21 protein-coding genes are annotated in these 21,379 nt (G+C 72.6%); 15 read left to right on the top strand and 6 right to left on the bottom strand.

Annotation, left to right across the window (positions count from 1 at the left end):
- Positions 1-78: 78 nt before the first annotated feature.
- Complete coding sequence (locus NMK44_RS07780) at positions 79-1,221, bottom strand: NADH-quinone oxidoreductase subunit D (protein ID WP_254739768.1); 1,143 nt, start codon at positions 1,219-1,221, stop codon at positions 79-81.
- Positions 1,222-1,300: 79 nt separating this feature from the next.
- Positions 1,301-2,317 (bottom strand): SAM-dependent methyltransferase, encoded by a 1,017-nt coding sequence (locus NMK44_RS07775; RefSeq protein WP_254740158.1) that lies wholly within the window; start codon positions 2,315-2,317, stop codon positions 1,301-1,303.
- A 133-nt stretch (positions 2,318-2,450) separates the two neighbouring features.
- Here NMK44_RS07775 and NMK44_RS07770 point away from each other — a divergent pair, with 133 nt between their 5' ends.
- Both NMK44_RS07770 and NMK44_RS07765 read left to right on the top strand, forming a co-directional pair.
- Positions 2,451-3,647, top strand: a complete 1,197-nt coding sequence (locus NMK44_RS07770) for a sensor histidine kinase (protein WP_254739766.1) — start codon at positions 2,451-2,453, stop codon at positions 3,645-3,647.
- 78 nt (positions 3,648-3,725) lie between these two features.
- Positions 3,726-4,424, top strand: coding sequence for a response regulator transcription factor (locus NMK44_RS07765; protein WP_254739764.1), 699 nt, complete (start codon positions 3,726-3,728; stop codon positions 4,422-4,424).
- Between the two features lie 30 nt (positions 4,425-4,454).
- Here the strand turns inward: NMK44_RS07765 and NMK44_RS07760 are convergent, their stop codons facing one another.
- Entirely contained in the window at positions 4,455-4,838 is a 384-nt protein-coding gene (locus NMK44_RS07760; RefSeq protein ID WP_254739762.1) for an ArsR/SmtB family transcription factor, read from the bottom strand.
- A gap of 125 nt (positions 4,839-4,963) precedes the next feature.
- Between NMK44_RS07760 and NMK44_RS07755 the strand changes: the two genes are divergently transcribed.
- Complete coding sequence (locus tag NMK44_RS07755; RefSeq protein WP_254739760.1) at positions 4,964-5,944, top strand: quinone oxidoreductase family protein; 981 nt, start codon at positions 4,964-4,966, stop codon at positions 5,942-5,944.
- Positions 5,945-6,133: 189 nt separating this feature from the next.
- Here the strand turns inward: NMK44_RS07755 and NMK44_RS07750 are convergent, their stop codons facing one another.
- A complete protein-coding gene (locus tag NMK44_RS07750) occupies positions 6,134-7,216 on the bottom strand; it encodes a DUF5937 family protein (RefSeq protein WP_254739758.1) in 1,083 nt (360 codons plus the stop codon).
- Between the two features lie 98 nt (positions 7,217-7,314).
- Here NMK44_RS07750 and NMK44_RS07745 point away from each other — a divergent pair, with 98 nt between their 5' ends.
- On the top strand, positions 7,315-7,599 hold the full coding sequence (locus NMK44_RS07745) for a hypothetical protein (RefSeq protein WP_254739756.1): 285 nt from the start codon (positions 7,315-7,317) through the stop codon (positions 7,597-7,599).
- Here NMK44_RS07745 and NMK44_RS07740 read toward each other — a convergent pair.
- Positions 7,507-8,715: a threonine aldolase family protein gene (locus tag NMK44_RS07740; protein WP_254739754.1), complete on the bottom strand. Its 1,209-nt coding sequence runs from the start codon at positions 8,713-8,715 to the stop codon at positions 7,507-7,509. The two genes, NMK44_RS07745 and NMK44_RS07740, sit on opposite strands and share 93 nt — an antisense overlap.
- A 147-nt stretch (positions 8,716-8,862) precedes the next feature.
- On the opposite strand from NMK44_RS07740, the gene NMK44_RS07735 reads away from it, so the two are divergent.
- The 10 genes from NMK44_RS07735 to NMK44_RS07690 all read left to right on the top strand — a co-directional run bounded on the left by NMK44_RS07735 (position 8,863) and on the right by NMK44_RS07690 (position 17,666).
- The gene (locus NMK44_RS07735) at positions 8,863-9,804 is read left to right on the top strand and encodes a Rossmann-like and DUF2520 domain-containing protein (RefSeq protein WP_254739752.1); all 942 of its coding nucleotides are present in this window, start codon (positions 8,863-8,865) and stop codon (positions 9,802-9,804) included.
- The gene (gene panC / locus NMK44_RS07730) at positions 9,801-10,805 is read left to right on the top strand and encodes a pantoate--beta-alanine ligase (RefSeq protein WP_254739750.1); all 1,005 of its coding nucleotides are present in this window, start codon (positions 9,801-9,803) and stop codon (positions 10,803-10,805) included. The genes NMK44_RS07735 and panC overlap by 4 nt, the downstream gene beginning before the upstream one ends.
- Positions 10,806-10,941: 136 nt before the next feature.
- Positions 10,942-12,738, top strand: a complete 1,797-nt coding sequence (locus NMK44_RS07725; protein WP_254739748.1) for an L-aspartate oxidase — start codon at positions 10,942-10,944, stop codon at positions 12,736-12,738.
- Positions 12,735-13,778, top strand: coding sequence for a carboxylating nicotinate-nucleotide diphosphorylase (gene nadC, locus NMK44_RS07720; protein WP_374215248.1), 1,044 nt, complete (start codon positions 12,735-12,737; stop codon positions 13,776-13,778). The genes NMK44_RS07725 and nadC overlap by 4 nt, the downstream gene beginning before the upstream one ends.
- 3 nt (positions 13,779-13,781) lie before the next feature.
- Positions 13,782-14,579, top strand: a complete 798-nt coding sequence (locus NMK44_RS07715) for a type III pantothenate kinase (RefSeq protein ID WP_254739746.1) — start codon at positions 13,782-13,784, stop codon at positions 14,577-14,579.
- Positions 14,580-15,030: 451 nt separating this feature from the next.
- The gene (locus tag NMK44_RS07710; RefSeq protein ID WP_254739744.1) at positions 15,031-15,804 is read left to right on the top strand and encodes a hypothetical protein; all 774 of its coding nucleotides are present in this window, start codon (positions 15,031-15,033) and stop codon (positions 15,802-15,804) included.
- Between the two features lie 64 nt (positions 15,805-15,868).
- The gene (locus NMK44_RS07705) at positions 15,869-16,048 is read left to right on the top strand and encodes a hypothetical protein (RefSeq protein WP_254739742.1); all 180 of its coding nucleotides are present in this window, start codon (positions 15,869-15,871) and stop codon (positions 16,046-16,048) included.
- Positions 16,049-16,174: 126 nt separating this feature from the next.
- Positions 16,175-16,570 (top strand): BlaI/MecI/CopY family transcriptional regulator, encoded by a 396-nt coding sequence (locus NMK44_RS07700; protein WP_176182186.1) that lies wholly within the window; start codon positions 16,175-16,177, stop codon positions 16,568-16,570.
- A gap of 22 nt (positions 16,571-16,592) precedes the next feature.
- Positions 16,593-17,114: an amino-acid N-acetyltransferase gene (locus tag NMK44_RS07695; protein ID WP_254739740.1), complete on the top strand. Its 522-nt coding sequence runs from the start codon at positions 16,593-16,595 to the stop codon at positions 17,112-17,114.
- 216 nt (positions 17,115-17,330) lie between these two features.
- Positions 17,331-17,666, top strand: a complete 336-nt coding sequence (locus tag NMK44_RS07690) for a histone-like nucleoid-structuring protein Lsr2 (protein WP_254739738.1) — start codon at positions 17,331-17,333, stop codon at positions 17,664-17,666.
- 5 nt (positions 17,667-17,671) lie between these two features.
- On the opposite strand, the gene NMK44_RS07685 is transcribed toward NMK44_RS07690, so the two are convergent.
- Positions 17,672-18,286, bottom strand: coding sequence for an SCO3374 family protein (locus NMK44_RS07685; protein WP_254739736.1), 615 nt, complete (start codon positions 18,284-18,286; stop codon positions 17,672-17,674).
- A gap of 462 nt (positions 18,287-18,748) precedes the next feature.
- Between NMK44_RS07685 and NMK44_RS07680 the strand changes: the two genes are divergently transcribed.
- Positions 18,749-21,274, top strand: coding sequence for an ATP-dependent Clp protease ATP-binding subunit (locus NMK44_RS07680; protein WP_254739734.1), 2,526 nt, complete (start codon positions 18,749-18,751; stop codon positions 21,272-21,274).
- The last annotated feature ends 105 nt before the right edge of the window (positions 21,275-21,379 follow it).

Here is a 21,379-nt window from a genome sequence, read left to right as displayed (position 1 = left end):
GATCCCTGAGGAGTGGCGGCCGCCCCGCGCGGCGGCCGCGCCGCTTCTCCCGGCTCCCGCCGGCCCGCTACCGGCCGGTCACTTGTCGATGTCGCCGACGACGAAGAACATCGAGCCCAGGATCGCCACCATGTCGGCCACCAGCGTGTTCGGCAGAAGCTCCGTCAGGGCCTGGATGTTGTTGAACGAGGCCGAGCGCAGCTTGAGCCGGTACGGCGTCTTCTCGCCCTTGGAGACGAGGTAGTAGCCGTTGATGCCGAGCGGGTTCTCGGTCCAGGCGTAGGTGTGGCCCTCGGGTGCCTTGAGGACCTTGGGCAGCCGCTGGTTGATCGGCCCCGGCGGCAGCTCGGCCAGCCGGTCCAGACAGACATCGGCCAGTTCGAGCGCGTTGTGGGTCTGGTCCAGCAGGCATTCGAAGCGGGCGAGGCAGTCGCCCTCCTCGCGCACCACGACCCTGAGGGTGTCCTGGAGCTCCCCGTAGGCCAGGTACGGCTCGTCGCGCCGCAGATCGAAGTCGACGCCCGAACCGCGCGCGATCGGTCCGCTGACCCCGTAGGCGTGGACCGTCTCCCGGGTCAGGGTGCCGACCCCGCGGGTACGGCCCCGGAAGATCTCGTTCCCGAGCACCAGCCGGTCGTAGACGTCCATCCGCGAACGCACCTCGGCGACGGCCTGGCGGGCCCGGCCGAGCCAGCCCGCCGGGAGGTCCTCCTTGAGGCCGCCGACCCGGTTGAACATGTAGTGCATCCGGCCGCCGGAGACCTCCTCCATGACGTGCTGGAGGTCCTCGCGCTCCCGGAACGCGTGGAAGATCGGGGTGATCCCGCCCAGCTCCAGCGGATAGGAGCCGAGGAACATCAGATGGTTGAGGACCCGGTTCAGCTCGGCGAGCAGGGTGCGGGTCCACACCGCGCGCTCGGGGACCTCCATGCCGAGCATCCGCTCCACGGCGAGGACGACGCCCAGCTCGTTGGAGAAGGCGGAGAGCCAGTCGTGACGGTTGGCGAGCATGATGATCTGGCGGTAGTCACGCGCCTCGAAGAGCTTCTCCGCGCCGCGGTGCATATAGCCGATCACCGGCTCGGCGTGCTGGATCCGCTCCCCGTCCAGGACGAGTCGCAGCCGCAGCACGCCATGGGTGGAGGGGTGCTGCGGGCCGATGTTGAGCACCATGTCGGTGCTCTCCGCGGCGCCGCCGATGCCGACTGTCGTCTCCGTCATGCCACCAGTCTGTCAGCTCGCCCCGGACGGCCCGCCGGGGCTCCGCCCCTGGTCCGCCCCGCCCGTGCCGGGCTCCGGGTCACAGCGGGCCGCCGGGGCCCGCGCAGGCAGGGCCCACCGGCTGGAGCAGCCAGCCGAAGCCGCCGAGACCGGCCGGATCGGTCAGCTCGGCCGCCTCGCCCGCCGCGCTCAGCGCCCGCACGTACGCCGCCGGGTCCGTGGACGCCAGGGCGAGCGGGGGGCGGCCGCCGTCGACGCCCAGGGCGTGCAGCGCCTCCCGCTGCGACAGCAGCCGCGGGGGCGGCTCCCCGCCCGTGGCGGCGGCGCACGCGTCCAGCGCCACATGTGTGGTGAGGTCGCACGAGCCGTCGGGGACGGGCCGCACCTCACGGCCCTCGCGGAAGCCGGTGAGCGTGCCGAAGGGCGGACGGGCCGCGCGCTCGTGGGCGTAGTCGACGGCGACGGCGAGCCCCGCCCGCAGGGAGGCCACCGCCCCGGCCCACGCCGCGTCGCGCGGCGGGCCGAGCTCGGCGCGGCTGCCCGGTTCCGCGCCGTCCAGGGGCCACCAGCGGGCCAGCCAGCCGGCGTCGGCGCCGGTCACCGGGGGGCCGAGCCGTTCGGTGCCGTCCACCGTGCTGACCTCGACCCGGCGCACCACCCCGGCCGCGTCGGTCTCGGCGATGTCCACCGGCACGTTGTCCAGCCACTCATTGGCGAAGAGCAGCCCCGTCACCCCGTCCGGCGGGGTGTCGTGCCACTCGATCCGGCCGTCGAGCCCGGCGGGCCGTGCCGCGCGCTCCACCGCGCACAGCCGCAGCCGCGCCGCCCGTCCGTGCGGCATCCCGGGCGCCAGGGCGAGGACGGCGGTCAGCAGCTCACCGCGGCCCGCGCCCAGATCCACCAGCGTGAGCTCCTCCGGCCGCCCCAGGGCCTCGTCCACCCGGCCCAGCAGCTCCGCGACGGCCGTCGCGTACAGGGGCGAGGCGTGCACGGAGGTACGGAAGTGCCCGGCCGGTCCCTCCGCACGCCGGAAGAAGCCTTCCGGACCGTAAAGCGCCTGTTCGGCCGCGGTGCGCCAGCCGTGCCATTCCCGCATGTCGTTCGCCACACCGCAACGCTAGACGGACCCGGAACGGAAGCGGTGTCCACCTTGCGGAGTAGGAGGCGGCGGCACGGATCGCCCGTCGGACTGACCCATCAGGGTATCCAGCGTGCCTACGCTGGGTGACGTGCAGCGCCTCTACGATTTTCTCCGCCGTCACCCGACTGGGGTGGACACCTTCTGGGCCGTCCTCCTCTTCGGCGTCGGCATGCTCTGGTACGCGGAGGTGTCCCTGGGGACCGGCTCCAGGATCGCCGCGCTACCGGTGATCCTGGCCCTGTGCACCACGGTGGCGCTGCGCCGCCGCGCCCCCGAGAAGATGCTGGTGCTGGCCACCGCCTGCGGGGTCGTCCAGCTCGTGCTGGACCTCGAACCGAACCCGGCCGATCTCGCCCTGCTCCTGATCGTCTACAACGCGGCGGCCAACGCCTCGCGCGGCTACTCCCGCTTCGCCCTCGCCGGGGCGTTCAGCGCGACGGCCCTGGCGAGCCTGCGGTGGCCCAACGAGAACGAGAGCGGCTGGCAGGCATTCATCTCGACGACCTTCGTCACCATTCCGTTCGTCCTCGCCTGGGTGCTCGGCGACTCCATGCGCACCCGCCGTGCCTACTGGGCCCAGCTCGAGGAGCGCGCGGCCCGGCTGGAGAAGGAGCGGGAGGCGCAGGCGAAGGTGGCGGTGGCCGCCGAGCGGGCCCGGATCGCCCGGGAGCTGCACGATGTCGTCGCGCACAACGTGTCGGTGATGGTGGTCCAGGCGGACGGCGCCGCGTACGTCATGGACGCCTCGCCCGAGCAGGCCCGGCAGGCGCTGGAGACGATCTCGGGCACCGGGCGCCAGGCGCTCGCCGAGATGCGGCGGCTGCTGGGGGTGCTGCGCACCGGGGAGCCGGGCGAGGAGAGCGACTATGTGCCGCAGCCGGACGTCGAGCAGATCGACGATCTGGTGGAGCAGGTGCGCCGGGCCGGGCTCCCGGTGGACTTCAAGGTCGTCGGCAGCCCGCGCCAGCTGCCCAGCGGGGTGGAGCTGACCGCGTACCGCATCGTGCAGGAAGCGTTGACCAACACCCGTAAGCACGGCGGTCCGGACGTCGGCGCGAGCGTGCGCATCACCTACTTCGACGACGGGCTCGGACTGCTGGTCGAGGACGACGGACGGGGTTCGCGCCGCGAGATGTACGAGGACGGCGGGGCCGACGGCCGGGGACACGGGCTGATCGGGATGCGGGAGCGGGTCGGCATGGTGGGCGGCACGCTCGACGCGGGGCCGCGGCCGGGCGGCGGCTTCCGGGTCAGCGCCCTGCTGCCGCTGAAGCCGAACGGCTGACCACACATCGGCATAGATTCGCCCGTGCGGGACCACTTCCGGTGCCGCGTCACAGGCCCGAGGGAAGGGACCGACCGGATGTCGATCCGCGTCATGCTCGTCGATGACCAAGTGCTGCTGCGCACCGGCTTCCGGATGGTGCTCGCGGCCCAGCCCGACATGGAGGTCGTGGCCGAGGCGGGCGACGGGGTGGAGGCCCTGGAGGCACTGCGCTCCACCGAGGTGGATGTCGTCCTGATGGACGTCCGGATGCCGAAGCTGGACGGGGTGGAGGCGACCCGGCGGATATGTGAGCGCGCGGACGCCCCGAAGGTGCTCATCCTGACCACCTTCGACCTCGACGAGTACGCGTTCTCGGCGCTCAAGGCGGGGGCCGGGGGCTTCATGCTCAAGGATGTGCCGCCGGGCGAACTGCTCGCGGCGATCCGCGCGGTGCACAGCGGTGACGCCGTCGTGGCGCCCAGCACCACCCGGCGGCTGCTGGACCGCTTCGCGCCGATGCTGCCGGGCGCGGGGACCGGGGGCGGTATCGCCGGGGCGGGCGGTGCGGCGCGGCCGGAGCTGGGGCGGCTGACCGAGCGGGAGCGCGAGGTGATGATGCTGGTCGCGCAGGGGCTGTCGAACGGGGAGATCGCGGCGCGGCTGGTGCTGTCCGAGGCCACCGTGAAGACGCACGTCGGCCGGATCCTGACCAAGCTGGAGCTGCGCGACCGGGTGCAGGTGGTGGTGATGGCGTACGAATCGGGGCTGATCCGGGCGGGCGGTCCGCGCGCCTGACGCGCCCGAGGGCGCGGCGGCCCGGTGGGCTCAGGCCCCCGGCCGCCGGTCGTCCCCGCTGTCCCCGGCGTCCTCCGCGTCCCCGGCGTCCCCCGCGTCGCGCAGCACCAGGTCCAGCAGGCCGGGGAAGCGCTCGTCGAACTCCGGCCGCCGCAGCCGGTTGACCCGCTTGGGGCCCGCGTCACGCTGCTCGATCAGCCCGGCGGCGCGCAGCACGGAGAAGTGGTGGCTGAGCGCCGCCTTGCCCACGGGGACGTCGAAGGTGCCGCAGGTGCGCTCCCAGTCGGCCGCCCCGGCCAGTTCGCGGACGAGCTGGATCCGCACCGGATCGGCGAGCGCCGCCAGGGCCGTCTGTACGGGGACGTCGTCGGGGTGGGTGTGCTCGGGCGCGGCCCGGTGGCTCCGCTGGCTCATCGCTCTCCTCCGCCGTAGTGCCGTTCTGCAGTCTGCTGCAAGCTGCCCTTGCCGAGTGTTCGATGAGATGCGTACACTCCTGGCTGTTCGCTATTGATTGAACAGTCTAGGCGGAGGAGTCCGGCATGCGTGCGGTGGTTCTGGAGGAGCTGGGCGGGCCCGAGGTCCTGCGTCTGACCGAGGTGGCGGAGCCCGTGCCCGCGCCCGGCGAGGTGACCCTCGACGTCGCCTACGCGGGCGTCAACTTCGCGGATCTCAAGGCCCGTTCCGTCGGCTACCGCGTCTCCGGCTTCCCGTTCACCCCGGGGCTTGAGGCGTCCGGCCGGATCCGCGCGCTGGGGGAGGGCGTCACCGGGCTGCGGGTCGGCCAGGAGGTCACCGCGTTCATGACGGCGGGGGCGTACGCCGAGGTCGTGGCCGTGCCCGCGGAGACCGTCTTCCCCGTGCCCGACGGCGTCTCGCTGCGCACCGCGGCCACCCTCCCGACCGTGCTGCCCACCGTCCAGGCCCTGCTGCACGAGGTGGGGCGGTTCCGCGAGGGCGAGACCGTGCTCGTCCAGGGCGCGGCGGGCGGCGTCGGCACGGTGGCCGGACAGATGGCCCGGCTGGCCGGGGCCGGGAGGATCTACGGCGTGGTCTCCCGCCCGGAGAAGGCCGAGGAGGCGCTGAAGTACGGCTACGACGAGGTGTTCATCGGCGACGGCTTCCCCGAGGAGCTCCGCGCGGCCACCGGCGGGCGCGGGGTGGACCTCGCGCTCGACCCGGTCGGCGGCGAGACCCTCCGCCGCACCCTGGACTCGCTCGCCGTCTTCGGGCGTCTCGTCTCGTTCGGCAACGCGAGCGGCGAGGAGCCCTGGCAGGCCGGTCCGGGCGAGCTGTACTCGGGCGCCCGTACGGTCTCCGGCTTCTCCATCATCAACCTCGCCGCGGAGAACCCGCGGGCCCTGCGCCCGCTGGCCGAACGGGCCTTCCGGCCGGTCGCCGAGGGCGCGGTGGAACTCCCCGTCACGGCCGAGTTCCCCCTCGCCGAAGCGGCCGAGGCCCACCGCCTGATCGAAACCCGCACCACCACCGGCAAGCTCCTCCTCCGCGTGGCGGGCGACTGACCCCGAACCGGCAAGCTGCCGGGGCGCCGCCGGGCTGGGCACCGGCCGGGTGCGTCGGGCAAACCCCTCGCCCGGCGCCTCGCGTCGTCACGGCGGGTACGCGGACGCCGTGAGTCCGGGCTGCCGGGTTGCCTGGGGCCGGTGCGCCGCCCGGGGTGCGGGGGTTCCCGCCGGGTTCACCGGTGGGCCTCAGCGGAGGACCGTCTCCAGGAAATCCGTGCCCAGGCGGGCCACCGCCGTCAGGTCGAGCTGGTGGAGGACGTAGCGACCGCGGCGGCGGGTGGTCAGCAGGCCCGCCTTCTTGAGGACCGTGATGTGGCGCGAGACCTCCGGGGGCGTGATGCCGTACGCCTCGGACAGCTCACCCGTGGTGTGCGGGCCGCGGGCCAGGGTGCGGCACAGCCGCATCCGCATCGGGTGGGACAGGGCCTCCAGACGGTGCTGGACGAGCTCCAGGGCGGCGGGCGCCGGGAGTTCGGGCACGGCGACCGGGTACTGGATCACCGGCCGCCAGCCGGGCGCGTGCACCACGAGCAGATGCGGCCAGCCGAAGGCGGTCGGGATCAGGGTGAGGCCGTGGCCCGAGGCCGTCGCCCGCCCCGCGGCCAGTTTGTCCACCAGGATGCGGTCGCCGCCCTCGGACAGCGACAGCGCGGGGGACGCCGCGGTCAGCGCTTCCGCGAGCCCCTTGCGCTGGAGCAGCTCCGCCTTGTGGCGGGCGTCGGCGGCCAGTTGGAACCGCGTCCGCTGCCAGGTGTCGGCGAAGAACGCCTGCTCGCAGTCCTCCAGCAGCCGCCGCAGCCACACCCGCAGCCCGTCCGGGTCGTTCAGCATGCGGTCCGTGAACGCCGCCTGACGGGGGCCGCGGGCCGCCGCCATCTCCCGGACCCGGGCCCGCGCGTCCGCATCGGCCAGCGGGGAGGTCCTGCACCGGGTGTACGACGCGGAGCAGCTGATCTCGAAGGCCGCCGTCATGAACGTCTCGTCGTCGACCCGGTCCAGCGCGTCCAGTTCCTCGGTGAGCGTGGCCCCGGGGCGGGCCGGGAGCAGCAGGTCGCAACGGGCCGAACGCCACAGGAAATCCGCTTCGTGGAGCCGGTCCGCGAGATCCGGCTTCAGCCCCGACGCCGTCGCGGTGGCCCAGCCGTGCAGCCCCGGGTGGTGGCCGGGTTCGGAGAGCACATGGAGCGCGGCGCCCAGCTCGGCGAGCGGGGACGGGCTGAAGACGATGCGCTCGGGCGGCAGTCCGGCGATGTCGATGACGTTGGCCATGGCCCCATGGTGCGGGAGTTCCGGCCGGTCACGGCCACGATTGACGGCGATGGTCAATCGGCGTGACCGGGCGCCCCGGCCGGGCGGAGTCTCGGGTCATGACCATCACCCAGCAGTACGCACTCGATCTCTACCGGGCCGCCCGGCGCGGCGAACCGGCCCCGCCCGCACCGGGCCGTGAGGACTGGCGCACCCTGCGGGAGCTGCGCGAGTACCGCGCGGCCCGCCCCGCGGCGCGGCCGTCGGCGGGCCTCCGGGAACGGCTGGCCGGGCTGCTGCGCCGCCGTGGCTCAGCCGTCCGCCGCGGCGATCTCCCGGACCCGGTCCAGGAAGGTGGCGGCCGCGGCCATGACGTCGTCGGCCGTCCAGTCCAGTGCGGGTGAGGCCACCGTCACCTCCGTCACGGCGAGTCCGGGCGGCCCCGACTCGTGCCAGCGGTGGAACAGCGTGGTCCGGGTCTCCTCGGCCAGCCGTACCCCCGCCTCGTCCAGCGTCCGCGCCGGATACGGCAGCCACACCTGGAACTGGTGGGTGTGCGGCACCTCGGGGTGGACCCGCGACCACCCCACACTGGCCGCCGCGAACGCCTCCCGCAGCGCCCCCGCCACGATCCGCGCATGTGCCACGTACGAGGGCAGCCGGGGCAGTTCGCGGTCCAGCCCGGCCAGGGCGCTGAGCGCGGCGGGCCACTGCTGGAACAGCGTGCCGCCGTACCGGTGCCGCCATGCCTTCGCCTCCGCGACCAGGCTCTCCGGCCCGGCCAGCGCGGCCCCCGAGAGCCCCTCCAGCGACTTGTAGAAGGACACGTACACCGAGTCCGCCAGGGCCGCGATCTCCGGCAGGGAGCGGCCGAAGTGGACGGTGGACTCCCACAGCCGGGCCCCGTCGAAGTGGACCACCGCGTCCCGCTCCCGGGCGGCCTCCACCACCGCCACCAGCTCGTCCCACCGGGGCAGTACGAAGCCCGCGTCGCGCAGCGGCAGTTCGAGGGCGAGGGTGCCGAAGGGCTCGTCGAGGTCGCGGATCTCCTCCGCGGTGGGCAGCCGCGGCCGGTCCGTAGTACGGACCGAGCGCAGTCCGCTCACCGTCCGGTAGGCGTCTCGTTCGTGCATCTCCAGATGGGCCAGCGGATGCAGCGCCACCAGGGGGTTGCCGGTGCGCCCCGCCCAGCAGCGCAGCGCGATCTGCTGGGCCATGGTGCCGGTGGGGAAAAACGCCGCGGACTCGGTGCCGAGCAGTCCGGCGACCCGCCGCTCCAGCTCCTCCACGACGCCGTCGCCGTACAGGTCCACCCCGGCGTCCGGGTCGTATCCGGCCGGGGGCGCGGCCGCCAGCCGGGCCAGCCGCTCCCCGATCCGGCCCTGCGCCGCCCCGCGGGCGAGGGTCCGCTCGGAGCCGCGCCAGGCCGCGAGCCTGCGGTCCCGCGCGGCTCTCGCGGCCTCTTCGTCCCGTTCGTGCTCCGCGCTGATCAGACCGTCCGTACCGCCGCTGTCCGCCATGGGCCGATGATGGCGTACGCCGAGCGGGCCGGACCATACGTTTTCCACAGGGCTGGGGACGGGGCCGGGCCTCCCCGGGGCACTCGCGTAGCATGGCGGGGAAACGTCCGGTACCCCCTGAGGACTGGAACGGAAGGCCGCTGTCGCGTGAACGCACATCCACTTCCCGAGCCGCAGGACCGCCCCGCGAGGCTCACCGTAGGGGTCGTCGGCGCGGGCCGTGTCGGTCCGGCCCTCGCCGCCTCGCTGCGCCTGGCCGGGCACCGCCCCGTGGCCGCCTCCGGGGTCTCCGACGCCTCCGTGCGCCGGGCCGCCGAGCTGCTTCCCTCAGTCCCCGTCGTCCCGCCCGCCGAGGTGCTGGCGCGGGCCGAGCTGGTGCTGCTCACCGTCCCCGACGACGCCCTGCCCGAGCTGGTCGCCGGGCTGGCCGAGACCGGCGCGGTGCGCCCCGGCCAGCTCCTGGTGCACACCTCGGGGCGGTACGGCGTCGGGGTGCTGGACCCCGCGCTGCGGGCCGGTGCGCTGCCGCTCGCGCTGCACCCGGTGATGACCTTCACCGGCACCTCGGTGGACGTCCAGCGCCTCGCGGGCTGCTCCTTCGGCGTCACCGCGCCCGAGGAGCTGCGGCTCGCGGCCGAGGCGCTGGTGATCGAGATGGGCGGTGAGCCCGAGTGGATCGAGGAGGAGGCCCGCCCGCTCTACCACGCGGCGCTGGCCATCGGGGCCAACCACCTCACCACGCTGGTCGCCCAGGCCATGGAGCTGCTGCGCGGGGCGGGGGTCGGCGCCCCGGACCGGATGCTCGGCCCGCTGCTCGGCGCCGCTCTGGACAACACCCTGCGCAGCGGTGACGCCGCGCTCACCGGCCCGGTCGCGCGCGGTGACGCGGGCACGGTCGCGGCCCATGTCGCCGAGCTGCGGCGGCACGCCCCGCAGGCGGTCGCCGGTTATCTGGCGATGGCCCGTACGACGGCGGACCGCGCGCTCGCCCATGGACTGCTGAAGCCGGAGCTGGCGGAGGACCTGCTGGGCGTTCTGTCGGACGTCTCGGACGCACCGGGGCCCGGCCGGGGAGGGACAGGAGCATGAGCCCGAAGCTGTGGACCAAGGCCGGACCCGGTGAGCCGGATGTCGAGCTGTACACCCGCCGTGCCGACTTCGACGTGGCGTTCGCCCACTTCGCCGTGGCGGGGCGGGCCGCCGTGGTGATGACCATGGGCGCGCTGCACGAGGGACACGCCTCGCTGATCCGTGCCGCCCGCGCCCGGGTCGGCGCCAAGGGTCTGGTGACCGTCACCGTCTTCGTGAACCCGCTGCAGTTCGGGGCGGGCGAGGACCTGGACCGCTATCCGCGCACCCTCGACGCCGATCTGGAGGTCGCGGCCGCCGCGGGCGCCGACATCGTCTTCGCCCCGCGCCCGGAGGACGTGTATCCGGGCGGTGAGCCGCTGATCCGGCTGGCCGCCGGACCCCTGGGCGAGCGGTTCGAGGGCGCCTCCCGCCCCGGCCACTTCGACGGGATGCTGACCGTCGTCGCCAAGCTGCTCCACCTCACCCGCCCGGACGTGGCGTTCTTCGGCGAGAAGGACGCCCAGCAGCTCGCGCTGATCCGGCGGATGGTGGACGATCTGAACTTCCCGGTCGAGGTGGTCGGTGTGCCGACCGTCCGGGAGGACGACGGCCTCGCCCTCTCCAGCCGCAACCGCTACCTCTCGTGGGACGAGCGGGGCACCGCGCTGGCGCTGTCCCGGGCGCTGTTCGCCGGACGGGACGCGGGCCTGTCGGCCGCGGGGCGCGGCGCGGACGCCGGGGCGCCGGCCGGCACCCCCGCCGCCCGCCAGGGCGTGCCCGACGGGCCGGCGACGGTCGCCTCGCCCGCCGCGGTGCGGGCCGCGGCCCGCGCGGTGCTCGACGAGGCGAGCCGCCGCGAACCGCCCCTCGTGCTCGACTACGTCGGGCTCATCGACCCGGTGGACTTCTCCGAGGCCCCCGACGACCACAGCGGCGAAGCGGTCCTGGCCGTCGCCGCCAAGGTCGGCACCACCCGTCTGATCGACAACATCCGCCTGTGGTTCGGAGCCTCCCGGTGAGGCGGCGGCCCGGGGGATGCGTACCGAAGCGACTCTGCGAGGCAAGCCTGATGAACTGCCCGACGTCCCTTCCGCCCGGTGCCCGCCCGTTCGGTGCCCGCCCGAGCGGAGCCCCCGCGGCCCCGTGGAGCACCCGATGACGGCCGGCGCCATAGGACGGACCCCCGGGACGCCCGCCCCGGTGTCCGTCGGCGCGCTGCGCGCCCCCGCCCCCGGCTGGGCCACCGAGGCCGATGTGGTCGTGGTCGGCTCCGGGGTCGCGGGGCTGACCGTCGCGCTGCGCTGCGCCGCCGCCGGGGCGAAGGTCACCGTGGTCACCAAGGCCCGGCTGGACGACGGTTCCACCCGCTGGGCCCAGGGCGGCATAGCCGCCGCGTTCGGCGAGGGCGACACCCCCGAGCAGCATCTGGACGACACCCTTGTCGCGGGCGCCGGGCTCTGCGACGAACAGGCGGTCCGGACGCTGGTCACCGAGGGTCCGGACGCGGTGCGCCGTCTGATCGCCAGCGGCGCCCGCTTCGACGCCGACGAGGACACCGGCGAGATCCTGCTGGCCCGTGAGGGCGGCCACCACCGCCGCCGGATCGCCCACGCGGGCGGTGACGCCACCGGCGCCGAGATCTCCCGCGCCCTGGTCGAAGCGGTGCGTGCGGCCGGGATCGACACCGTCGAGAACGCCCTGGTGCTGGATCTGCTGAAGGACGCGCACGGCCGCGCCTCGGGCGTCACCCTGCATGTCATGGGCGAGGGCCAGCGGGACGGGGTGGGCGCGGTGCGCGCGGCCGCGGTCGTCCTCGCGACCGGCGGTATGGGCCAGGTCTTCTCCGCCACCACCAACCCCGCGGTGTCCACCGGCGACGGTGTGGCGCTCGCGCTGCGGGCCGGGGCGGAGATCTCCGACCTGGAGTTCGTGCAGTTCCACCCCACGGTGCTGTGGCTGGGCCCGGAGGCCGAGGGCCAGCAGCCGCTGGTCTCCGAGGCGGTGCGCGGTGAGGGCGCACATATCGTCGACGCCGACGGGGTGCGCTTCATGATCGGTCAGCATGAACTGGCCGAGCTGGCCCCGCGCGACATCGTGGCCAAGGGCATCACACAGCGCATGCTCGAACAGGGCACCGAGCATATGTACCTGGACGCCCGGCACTTCGGCGCGCGGATGTGGGAGCAGCGCTTCCCGACCATCCTCGCCGCCTGCCGGGCGCATGGCATCGACCCGGTTACCGAGCCCATCCCGGTCGCCCCGGCCGCGCACTACGCGAGCGGCGGCGTCCGTACCGATGTGCGCGGGCGCACCTCGGTCGACGGGCTGTACGCCTGCGGTGAGGTCGCCTGCACCGGGGTGCACGGCGCCAACCGGCTGGCCTCCAACTCCCTGCTGGAGGGCCTGGTCTTCGCCGAGCGCATCGCCGAGGACATCACCGCCGCACTGGCCGCGCCGCCCGGACCGGAGGTGTCCGGACCGCACACCTCCGCGCTGCCCGCCGCGGACACCACCTCGCCGCTGCTGGCCTCCGAGGCCCGGTACGCGATCCAGCGGATCATGACCACCGGAGCCGGGGTGCTCCGTTCCGCCGAGAGCCTGGCCCGCGCCGCCGAGCGGCTGGACCGGGTCCGCGACGAGGCAGCGGACGAGCTGCGGCGCGACGGCAAGACGGCCGAGCCCGCCGTCGAGACCTGGGAGGCCACCAACCTCCTGCTGGTCGCCCGGGTGCTGGTCGCCGCCGCGCTGCGCCGGGAGGAGACCCGCGGCTGCCACTGGCGTGAGGACCGCCCCGAGCGGGACGACGCGGCCTGGCGCCGCCACCTCCTGGTCACCCTGCGGCCCGGTGGCTCCCTCGACGTCCGGACCACGGACTCCGCCGCGTTCCCCCCGACCGTCCGCCCCGCGACCGCCCCACCCACCCCTCGAACCGAGACGGAGTCCCAGCCGTGAGCAGCACCCCCGACGACCTCCGACTGCCCGTGGCCCTGCCGCTGCTCCCGGCCGGCCTCGCCGACGAGGGGGCGGGCGGCGGCTGCGGTGACGCGTGCGGCTGCGACACCGCCACCGCCACCGCCGAGGACGACGGCACCTACGAGTGCGGCCTCGACCCCGATCTCGCCGCGCTGCTGACGCTGGCCGGGCTGGACCCGGTCCAGGTCGAGGACATCGCGCATATGGCGATCGAGGAGGACCTCAACCACGGCGTGGACGTCACGACGGTCGCCACCATCACCGAGGACGCCTATGCCACCGGTGACTTCACCGCCCGGGAGGCGGGCACCGTCGCGGGGCTGCGGATCGCCGAGGCGATCCTCTCGGTCGTCTGCATCGACGCGTTCGATGTCGAGCGGCACGTCGAGGACGGCGACCGGGTCGAGGCCGGGCAGAAGCTGCTGAGCGTCCGCACCCGCACCCGGGACCTGCTCACCGCCGAGCGCAGCGCGCTCAACCTGCTGTGCCGGCTGTCCGGTGTCGCCACCGCGACCCGCGCCTGGGCGGACGCCCTGGAGGGCACGAAGGCGAAGGTGCGCGACACCCGCAAGACCACCCCGGGGCTGCGCGCGCTGGAGAAGTACGCGGTGCGCTGCGGCGGCGGGGTCAACCACCGGATGTCGCTGTCGGACGCGGCGTTGGTCAAGGACAACCACGTGGTCGCGGCGGGCGGGGTGGCGGAGGCGTTCACCGCGGTGCGCGCCCGGTTCCCGGAGCTGCCGATCGAGGTGGAGGTGGACACCCTCGACCAGATCCCGCCGGTCCTGGAGGCGGGCGCGGATCTGATCCTGCTCGACAACTTCACCCCGGAGCAGACCCGTCAGGCCGTCGAGCTGGTCGCGGGCCGTGCCGCCCTGGAGTCCTCGGGCCGGCTGACGCTCGCCAACGCCCGTGACTACGCCGAGACCGGTGTGGACTATCTGGCGGTCGGCGCGCTCACCCACTCGTCCCCGATCCTGGACATCGGCCTGGACCTGCGCGAGGCCGAGGTGAACTGACCCATGCTGCTGACCATCGACGTGGGGAACACCCACACCGTCCTGGGGCTGTTCGACGGTGACGAGATCGTCGAGCACTGGCGGATCTCCACCGACGCCCGCCGCACCGCCGATGAACTGGCCGTGCTGCTCCAGGGGCTGATGGGGATGCACCCGCTGCTCGGCGAGGAGCTGGGCGACGGCATCGAGGGGATCTCGATCTGCTCCACCGTCCCCTCGGTCCTGCACGAACTGCGCGAGGTCACCCGCCGTTACTACGGCGATGTGCCGTCCGTCCTGGTCGAACCGGGGGTGAAAACCGGTGTGCCGATCCTGATGGACAACCCCAAGGAGGTCGGCGCCGACCGGATCATCAACGCGCTGGCCGCCGTCGAGCTGTACGAAGGCCCGTGCGTGGTGGTCGACTTCGGCACCGCGACCACCTTCGACGCGGTCAGCTCGCGCGGTGAGTACGTGGGCGGCGTGATCGCGCCCGGTATCGAGATCTCGGTCGAGGCACTCGGGGTGCGCGGCGCCCAGCTACGCAAGATCGAGCTGGCCCGGCCGCGCAGCGTGATCGGGAAGAACACGGTCGAGGCGATGCAGTCCGGCATCCTCTACGGCTTCGCGGGCCAGGTCGACGGGATCGTCCGGCGGATGGCGCGGGAGCTGGCGGAGGACCCGGAGGAGGTGACCGTCATCGCCACCGGCGGGCTCGCCCCCATGGTGCTCGGCGATTCCTCGGTCATCGACGAGCACGAGCCCTGGCTGACTCTGATCGGCCTCCGGCTGGTCTACGAGCGGAACGTCTCCCGGAGCTGAGCGGTAAACGGGCGTCGCCCCCCGGCTCCGGTCCGGGGGCGGCGACCGGTGGAATAGCCCGTCACCGTCACCACCTGCGAACTCGGAGTCATTCCGAATTCCGGCCCGGAGCGGCCCCCCTCCGGCGAATTCCCCGGAGGGCTTCGATGCCTCTCGGCCATCTGCCGGGCGATGGCGGCGGAAACACAACTCTTCGAATTCCGTATTGACAAGCGGAACCCGTGGAACGGCCCGGCGGGGTGCGCCCCGGCGGGTCTCCCGCGGCCCATGAGGGACCCGTTCCCCGGTCCCGGGCGCCGTCCCGCGCCGGATCCGGCGCCGCTCCGCGCCCCTTCGCCACACCCCCTCCCACCTGCGGCGCAGACCACCCCGGGGCAGGGCACCCGACCGCAACGCGCCGCACGTTCCTATGCTTCGCGAAATTTGTCCGCTTAGCACTTAAAGTCGCCCCATGCCCACGCCATACGGATCCCGCGGCGGAATGGCGTTCAGCGCGGATGAGCTGCGTGTGCTCCGACGCGCCCTCGCCATCGCCCTCCAACCCCATTCCGTCACCCCCACTCCCGGACCCCTCGGCCCGGACCGGGCTGAGGAGGTCCAGGACTGTCTCCGCCTCGCCGAGGCCGTGGACGAAGCGGTCCGCGAGGGCGGGCGGCTGCGAGCGTTCCTGCTCGACGAGCTCGCCCGCTACCGCGCCGCCCTTCCCGGCGCCGCCGCCGGATACCTGGAGCAGCTCCAGGGCGCCCTGGCGGCCGGTTACGAGCCGCTCCCGGAGGATCTGGCCGCACTGCGCACGCTCTGCGCGGCGGCCGCCGGAGGCGGTGAGGCCGCACGCCGCCGGGCGCTGCTGGGCCACTGTGAGCGGGTCGCCGAACGGGGTGTGCGGGCCCGGCTCGCGGAGCGTTCGGTGACCGTGCTGCGGCCTCGCCCCCGGCCGTCGGCGGCGAGGCTGCGCGCCCTGCCGGGCGGCGCCGCGGAGGGCGCCGACGAGCCCGAGCGCGAGCCGCGCAAGAAGCCCGCCGCGCCGGACCGCGGCGACCGCGAGGGGCCGAAACGCGAGGAGCCGGGGCGCGGCACCCCGCGGCCGGGCCGCCCGGTGCCGACGCCCGCGGAGGTCTTCCCGCCCAAGCGCCGCCGCCCCGCACCGCCGTCCGAGCAGGAGTCCCGGCTGACCGCGGACCCGGCGGTGGCGGGCGGACCCGCGTCCGCCGTGCGCTCGGCCTGATCCGCTCCCCGTCCTTGCCGCGCCGCGTAATCTGGTGGCCTCGAGCAGAAGGAGGCCGGGAGCCGTGGATTACCTCGCCGCACTGATCCCGTCCGTGGTGATGGCCGTGGCCTTCATCGCGTTGATCGTGACGATAGTGAAGAGCCAGGGTGGCGCGAACAAGGCCAAGGAGGACGCCGCGGTGGACGCGGCGCTGGCCCGCGCCGAGGCGGACCGCCGGGTCACGGGGTCAGAGGCGTCCTGACCGGCCCTCGTCCGCGACCGCACTCCGCACAGCCCGTACGTCCCGGGACGCACCGCGTCCCGGGACGTCGTCGTTTGCTGCGCGCATCTCCCGACATCCTGGACATCTCCCACTATTATTCTCGGTGTGCCTCGGCCATTGGGAGAGCTCGAAGACGCGGTCATGACCCGGGTGTGGAAGTGGAACCGCCCGGTCACCGTGCGGGAAGTCCTGGAAGACCTTCAGCGGGAACGCTCGATCGCCTACACGACGGTCATGACCGTAATGGACAACCTCCATCAGAAGGGCTGGCTCCGCAGGGAGGTTCAGGGCCGCGCCTATCGATATGCCGCCGTCTCCACGCGGGCCGCGTACTCGGCCGCACTGATGAACGAAGCGTGGTCGGCCAGTGACAACCCGGCGGCGGCCCTCGTCGCGTTCTTCGGGATGATGTCCGAAGAGCAGCGAGATGCACTGCGCGATGCGATGCGCGTGGCACAACTCGGGGAGCCGGGGGAGAGCCCCGGTGAGTCAGGGCGATGACACGGGGCGATAGCGTCCGGTCATGTCCTCCGCACTATCAAAAGTAGTCACCGTCCGCCGGGCCCGGACCAGCGATGTGCGGGCCGTGCGCCGCCTCATCGACTCCTACGTGGACGATCGCATCCTGCTCGACAAAGCGACCGTCATGCTTTACGAGGACATCCAGGAGTTCTGGGTCGCGGAGCGGGACGAGGACGCGGAGGTCATTGGCTGCGGGGCACTCCACGTCATGTGGGAAGACCTCGCGGAGGTTCGCACTCTCGCCGTGCATCCCGCACTCAAGGGCAGTGGTGTAGGCCACCTGGTGCTCGACAAGCTGTTGCAGACGGCGCGCTGGCTCGGGGTCCGGCGCATTTTCTGCCTCACCTTCGAAGTCGACTTCTTCACCAAGCACGGCTTCGTGGAGATCGGCGAGACACCGGTCGACGGGGATGTCTACACGGAGCTCCTCCGTTCCTATGACGAGGGCGTCGCCGAGTTCCTGGGTCTCGAACGGGTGAAGCCGAACACCCTTGGCAACAGCCGGATGCTTCTGCAACTGTGATCGCGGGCCCTATGTCCGAATCGCTCCCCTATCACATAGCTCCGGAACATCGGCTTCCCACAGGCTTCCCGCTAGTGGGATGGGTCGAACCTTCCCGGGGGGGTTTGTGTTTTTTCGGGAAAGGCGGTTTGCTATTCCCCCGTAGTGTAATTACCTGGGGGTGTGACATCAGCGGCCAAGGCCGCACCGACCCCCGTTTTCCCTGAAAGGAACCTCATGGCACAGAAGGTTCAGGTCCTTCTTGTCGACGATCTCGACGGCGGCGAGGCGGACGAGACCGTGACGTTCGCGCTGGACGGCAAGAGCTACGAGATCGACCTCACCACCACGAACGCCGACAAGCTCCGGGACGCCCTGGAGCCCTACACCAAGAGCGGCCGTCGCACCGGTGGCCGGGCCTCGGGCGGCCGGGGCAAGGCGCGTGCGGCGTCCGGTGGCAGCCAGGACACCGCGAAGATCCGCGCGTGGGCGAAGGAGAACGGCTACGAGGTCAACGACCGCGGCCGTGTTCCGGCGACCGTGCGCGAGGCTTATGAGAAGGCCAACGGCTGAGCGCCTCACCCTTCCCCGGCTCGCCGCTGTCTGGGCAGCGGCCGGGCGCGCAGCAACCGGGCACGGTGGCACTCCGTAGCCGCCGCACCCACGAGCCGCACGAGATCGGGGGCGCCCCCATCGCCCCCGAAGCCTGTCCTCGGCAGGGTCGGCTCCACCTCGCCCCCCGGCTCGGGAGGCCGCAGCCATACGGCGGCCTCCTGCGGGCGCCACTCTCCCGGCGCCGCGGGCGGTGGCCAGGAAGAGGTGGGGCACGGAGCGGTGATCCGGCCCCCCGCGCCGAGCGCGGTCAGGTCCAGGGGAACCCCGCCCCACTCCAGCCAGTCGAGCAGTCCCGGCAGCTCGTCGGCGCTGCCCGCGGCCACCAGCAGCCGCATCCAGGGGCCCTCGATCGCGACCGGACCGGTGTCCGGTACCCGTCGCAGCATCGCGAAACCGGCCACGGCCGGCAGTGCCAGTACGTCGAACGCCACCCCCGTGAGCAGTTCGACGGGATCGCTGCCGGTCGTCGGCCATCCCAGCTCGCGCTCGTACCACCGTGACCGGTCGGCCGGACGGCCCGTCCGGTCGGATGCCGGTGCGGCGGACGGGACCGCTGGGGTCCTGGCGGTGGAGATCATGCCCAGAGCAACTGGCTCCCTCCGTGAAGGTTACGTGCCGTAGGCGGTTGAATGCGCTGTGTGCGCGATCACGGGGGTGCGGGGGCGGTGAAGGGGCGCAAGGTTGTTCGCCCGTAGCGGATGGAACCGGCCCGCGCGGCATGGAGTGTGAGTCCTTGCGGGTAAGACATCCCTAGTGGGAGGGGCGGTCCGCGTGTCAGGTGGAAGCCGCGTTCGCCATCGGCGTACCTGCGGTGAGCGTAGACGCTTGGCCTGCGGGAACATCGTCTCGCACCATCGGGTTGGAGCAGTTGTCGGCTGTTCGGGCAGGAGGCCAGTGGCTGTTCGCCCCGCGCGAGCGGGGGTGATCCGGACGGTTGTCGGCAGTTGGAATGAGCTGTCCCGGGTTGCGGGACTAGCATGCGGAAGGACAGGGAGGGGATCGTCCCCGATCTTTCTGACCGCTCTGAGGAGCGATTAACGATGTTCGAGAGGTTCACCGACCGCGCGCGGCGGGTTGTCGTCCTGGCTCAGGAAGAAGCCCGGATGCTCAACCACAACTACATCGGCACCGAACACATCCTCCTGGGCCTGATCCACGAGGGTGAGGGTGTCGCCGCTAAGGCCCTGGAGAGCCTCGGGATTTCGCTCGAGGCGGTCCGCCAGCAGGTGGAGGAGATCATCGGTCAGGGCCAGCAGGCCCCGTCCGGCCACATCCCCTTCACCCCCCGTGCCAAGAAGGTCCTGGAGCTGTCGCTCCGCGAGGCCCTTCAGCTCGGCCACAACTACATCGGCACGGAGCACATCCTGCTCGGCCTGATCCGCGAGGGCGAGGGCGTCGCCGCCCAGGTCCTCGTGAAGCTGGGCGCCGATCTGAACCGGGTGCGGCAGCAGGTCATCCAGCTGCTCTCCGGCTACCAGGGCAAGGAGGCCGCCACCGCCGGCGGCCCGGCGGAGGGCACGCCCTCCACCTCGCTCGTCCTGGACCAGTTCGGCCGCAATCTGACCCAGGCCGCCCGCGAATCCAAGCTCGACCCGGTCATCGGGCGCGAGAAGGAGATCGAGCGGGTCATGCAGGTGCTCTCGCGCCGCACCAAGAACAACCCGGTCCTCATCGGCGAGCCCGGCGTCGGCAAGACGGCGGTCGTCGAGGGCCTGGCCCAGGCCATCGTCAAGGGCGAGGTGCCCGAGACCCTCAAGGACAAGCACCTCTACACCCTCGACCTGGGCGCCCTGGTCGCCGGCTCCCGCTACCGCGGTGACTTCGAGGAGCGCCTGAAGAAGGTGCTCAAGGAGATCCGCACCCGCGGCGACATCATCCTGTTCATCGACGAGCTCCACACCCTGGTGGGTGCGGGTGCCGCCGAGGGCGCGATCGACGCCGCCAGCATCCTCAAGCCGATGCTGGCCCGCGGTGAGCTCCAGACCATCGGCGCGACCACGCTCGACGAGTACCGCAAGTACCTCGAGAAGGACGCGGCCCTGGAGCGGCGCTTCCAGCCCATCCAGGTCGCCGAGCCGTCGCTGCCGCACACCATCGAGATCCTCAAGGGTCTGCGGGACCGCTACGAGGCGCACCACCGCGTCTCGATCACGGACTCGGCCCTGGTCGCCGCCGCCACCCTGGCCGACCGCTACATCTCGGACCGCTTCCTGCCGGACAAGGCGATCGACCTGATCGACGAGGCCGGTTCCCGGATGCGGATCCGCCGGATGACCGCACCGCCGGACCTGCGCGAATTCGACGAGAAGATCGCCGATGTGCGCCGGGAGAAGGAGTCCGCGATCGACTCGCAGGACTTCGAGATGGCTGCGGGCCTGCGCGACAAGGAGAAGCAGCTCCTGGCCGCCAAGGCGAAGCGGGAGAAGGAGTGGAAGGCCGGCGACATGGACGTCGTCGCCGAGGTCGACGAGGAGCTGATCGCCGAGGTCCTGGCCACGGCCACCGGCATCCCGGTCTTCAAGCTCACCGAGGAGGAGTCCTCCCGGCTGCTGCGCATGGAGGACGAGCTCCACAAGCGCGTCATCGGCCAGAAGGACGCCATCAAGGCGCTCTCCCAGGCCATCCGGCGTACGCGGGCGGGGCTCAAGGACCCCAAGCGCCCCGGCGGCTCGTTCATCTTCGCGGGCCCGTCCGGTGTCGGTAAGACCGAGCTCAGCAAGACCCTCGCCGAGTTCCTCTTCGGCGACGAGGACGCGATGATCTCGCTTGACATGTCGGAGTTCAGCGAGAAGCACACCGTCTCGCGGCTCTTCGGCTCGCCGCCCGGATACGTGGGCTACGAGGAGGGCGGCCAGCTCACCGAGAAGGTGCGCCGCAAGCCGTTCTCCGTGGTTCTCTTCGACGAGGTCGAGAAGGCCCACCCGGACATCTTCAACTCGCTGCTGCAGATCCTGGAGGACGGTCGGCTGACCGACTCCCAGGGCCGGGTCGTGGACTTCAAGAACACGGTGATCATCATGACCACCAACCTCGGCACCCGGGACATCTCCAAGGGCTTCAACCTGGGCTTCGCCGCCCAGGGCGATGTGAAGACCGGCTACGAGCGGATGAAGAACAAGGTCAACGAGGAGCTGAAGCAGCACTTCCGCCCCGAGTTCCTGAACCGTGTCGATGACACCGTGGTCTTCCACCAGCTCACCGAGGAAGACATCATCCAGATCGTCGACCTCATGATCACCAAGGTGGACGAGCGGCTCAAGGACCGCGACATGGGCATCGAGCTCAGTGGCGTCGCCAAGAAGCTGCTGGCCAAGCGGGGCTACGACCCGGTGCTGGGCGCCCGGCCGCTGCGCCGGACGATCCAGCGCGAGATCGAGGACGTGCTGTCGGAGAAGATCCTCTTCGGCGAGCTGCGTCCGGGCCACATCGTGGTCGTGGACACCGAGGGTGAAGGTGAGGAGAAGAAGTTCACCTTCCGCGGCGAGGAGAAGTCGGCGCTGCCCGACACCCCGCCGGTCGAGTCCGCCACCGGTGGTGCGGGCCCGAACCTGAGCAAGGAGGCGTAAGCCCTCCTGGTGTCTCATGGCCCTGACCCAGGGCCGTGAAGGGGCCGTGGCCCCCCCCCCCGAGGGGTGGGCACCCCCAGGTGCCGGACGGGGCCGCCGCCGGCC

The organism is Streptomyces cucumeris (assembly GCF_024295805.1).
Taxonomy (GTDB): domain Bacteria; phylum Actinomycetota; class Actinomycetes; order Streptomycetales; family Streptomycetaceae; genus Streptomyces; species Streptomyces cucumeris.
This window is presented reverse-complemented; position numbering and strand designations above follow the sequence as displayed.

Bases quoted from the DNA above. Each gene is read 5' to 3' on its own strand.
- NMK44_RS07715 (WP_254739746.1), top strand. From the start codon at position 13,782: ATGCTGCTGACCATCGACGTGGGGAACACCCACACCGTCCTGGGGCTG.
- NMK44_RS07695 (WP_254739740.1), top strand. From the start codon at position 16,593: ATGTCCTCCGCACTATCAAAAGTAGTCACCGTCCGCCGGGCCCGGACC.
- NMK44_RS07745 (WP_254739756.1), top strand. From the start codon at position 7,315: ATGACCATCACCCAGCAGTACGCACTCGATCTCTACCGGGCCGCCCGG.
- NMK44_RS07750 (WP_254739758.1), bottom strand. From the start codon at position 7,216: ATGGCCAACGTCATCGACATCGCCGGACTGCCGCCCGAGCGCATCGTC.
- NMK44_RS07765 (WP_254739764.1), top strand. From the start codon at position 3,726: ATGTCGATCCGCGTCATGCTCGTCGATGACCAAGTGCTGCTGCGCACC.
- NMK44_RS07755 (WP_254739760.1), top strand. From the start codon at position 4,964: ATGCGTGCGGTGGTTCTGGAGGAGCTGGGCGGGCCCGAGGTCCTGCGT.
- panC (WP_254739750.1), top strand. From the start codon at position 9,801: ATGAGCCCGAAGCTGTGGACCAAGGCCGGACCCGGTGAGCCGGATGTC.
- NMK44_RS07760 (WP_254739762.1), bottom strand. From the start codon at position 4,838: ATGAGCCAGCGGAGCCACCGGGCCGCGCCCGAGCACACCCACCCCGAC.
- NMK44_RS07685 (WP_254739736.1), bottom strand. From the start codon at position 18,286: ATGATCTCCACCGCCAGGACCCCAGCGGTCCCGTCCGCCGCACCGGCA.
- NMK44_RS07690 (WP_254739738.1), top strand. From the start codon at position 17,331: ATGGCACAGAAGGTTCAGGTCCTTCTTGTCGACGATCTCGACGGCGGC.
- NMK44_RS07780 (WP_254739768.1), bottom strand. From the start codon at position 1,221: ATGACGGAGACGACAGTCGGCATCGGCGGCGCCGCGGAGAGCACCGAC.
- NMK44_RS07740 (WP_254739754.1), bottom strand. From the start codon at position 8,715: ATGGCGGACAGCGGCGGTACGGACGGTCTGATCAGCGCGGAGCACGAA.
- NMK44_RS07710 (WP_254739744.1), top strand. From the start codon at position 15,031: ATGCCCACGCCATACGGATCCCGCGGCGGAATGGCGTTCAGCGCGGAT.
- NMK44_RS07725 (WP_254739748.1), top strand. From the start codon at position 10,942: ATGACGGCCGGCGCCATAGGACGGACCCCCGGGACGCCCGCCCCGGTG.
- NMK44_RS07775 (WP_254740158.1), bottom strand. From the start codon at position 2,317: ATGCGGGAATGGCACGGCTGGCGCACCGCGGCCGAACAGGCGCTTTAC.
- NMK44_RS07680 (WP_254739734.1), top strand. From the start codon at position 18,749: ATGTTCGAGAGGTTCACCGACCGCGCGCGGCGGGTTGTCGTCCTGGCT.